Below are 1,595 nucleotides of genomic sequence, written 5' to 3'. Positions count from 1 at the left end.
TTAAAAGCCTAATCTATAATTACTATATATAAAATATTTAATAAGAGGTAATATTGTATTAATTGGAAAATTTAAAAAAATTAAACAATTGCTAAAATAGGGGTATATTTATAAGACATAAAGTGATAAAATTTACTTAGAAAATAATGTAAAATAACAGGAGGACAAGGCAAAATGAAATTCATAGTAGAAAAAGAAGTATTTGATAAATTAGAAAATGTATGTTTTGGTGTAGTGGTAGCAAAAGGAATAGACAATACTAAAGAAATTGAAAGAATAAATAATCTTTTAGATATAAGTATAGACAGAGTAGAAGAGTACTTTAAAGATAAAAAGGTAAAAGAAGCAGAAGAAATTATACCATACAGAGAAGCATTTAGAAGTTTAGGGATGAATCCAAATAAATTTATGAGTTCTATAGAAGCAATGACAACAAGAGTTGCTAAAAATAAAAAGCTTCCACATATAAATCCTATTGTAGACTTAGGAAACTCTATTTCTTTAAAATATATACTTCCAATGGGTGCACATGATATGGATTTTAGAGATGATGATGTATTTGTTAGATTTTCAAAAAAAGGGGATAAATTTATTCCATTTGGAGAAACTGAAGTTGAGTTGATGGAAGAAGGAGAATTAATTTATTCTGTTGGAGATATGGTGAAAACTAGAAGATGGATATGGAGACAAGGCGAAGAAGGAAAAATTACAAGTAGTTCAAAAAATATATTTTTCCCTATAGATGGTTTTGCTGATGCAAATTTAGATCAAGTAATGAGTGCAAGAGAAGAATTAGCAAAATTATTAAAAGAAATATTTGATTGTGAAATTAAAGTAGGGTTCATCGATAAAGATAACCCAGAAATGGAAATATAAGAAACTGTATCCAATACTTATTTTAAAGTATTATGCCTATAATTACTTAAGGGTATTTAAATAAAGAGAGGTCGTAGTAAATTTGAAAAAAACTATAATAAAGAATATAAATCCATTGGTTGAAAGTAAGTTTATGGGACTTTTTGAAATTGAGTATAAAAATAAGCTAGATGAAGATAAGGTATGGATGGTAGCATCAAGAAAAAGCAGTGAACAACTAAAAAGTATTTATCTTGAAAATAAGGAAGATAGTGCAGATGCAGTTGCAATAGTAGGTCTTCATAAAAGTAGTAAAAAATTAATTTTAATAAAACAATTTAGGGTACCTATTAATGGATATATATACGAATTGCCAGCAGGTCTTATCGATAAGGGTGAATCTATAGATATTTCTGTCGAAAGAGAACTTAGAGAAGAAACTGGGCTTACTCTTTTAGAAATTCAAAAAAATAAGAGTAATGAGAAAGTATATCTATCTCCTGGTATGAGTGATGAATCGATTGCATTTGTTTACTGTATATGTGATGGTAATATAACTGATGAATTTTTAGAACCAGATGAAGATATTGAAGCTATTTTAGTTTCACAAGATGAAGCAAAAGAAATTTTACAGAGTAATCATAAGATGGATACAAAAGCATTTTTAATTTTACAAATGTTTGTAAGTTTAGGAACTAAATTATTTGAATAATTATATAGAACAGAGATTGTATTATATA

2 protein-coding genes are annotated in these 1,595 nt (G+C 26.8%); both read left to right on the top strand.

The window, feature by feature from the left end:
- The first annotated feature begins 174 nt into the window (after positions 1-174).
- Positions 175-876: a phenylalanine--tRNA ligase beta subunit-related protein gene (locus KGF50_RS21395; RefSeq protein ID WP_227849930.1), complete on the top strand. Its 702-nt coding sequence runs from the start codon at positions 175-177 to the stop codon at positions 874-876.
- Between the two features lie 82 nt (positions 877-958).
- On the top strand, positions 959-1,567 hold the full coding sequence (locus KGF50_RS21390; protein WP_227849929.1) for an NUDIX hydrolase: 609 nt from the start codon (positions 959-961) through the stop codon (positions 1,565-1,567).
- Positions 1,568-1,595 lie beyond the last annotated feature (28 nt).

This window comes from Clostridioides sp. ZZV15-6598 (assembly GCF_020657705.1).
Taxonomy (GTDB): Bacteria; Bacillota; Clostridia; order Peptostreptococcales; family Peptostreptococcaceae; genus Clostridioides; species Clostridioides difficile_F.
Note: the sequence above shows the minus strand (reverse complement) of the source record. Positions and strands in the feature narration are given on the sequence as shown.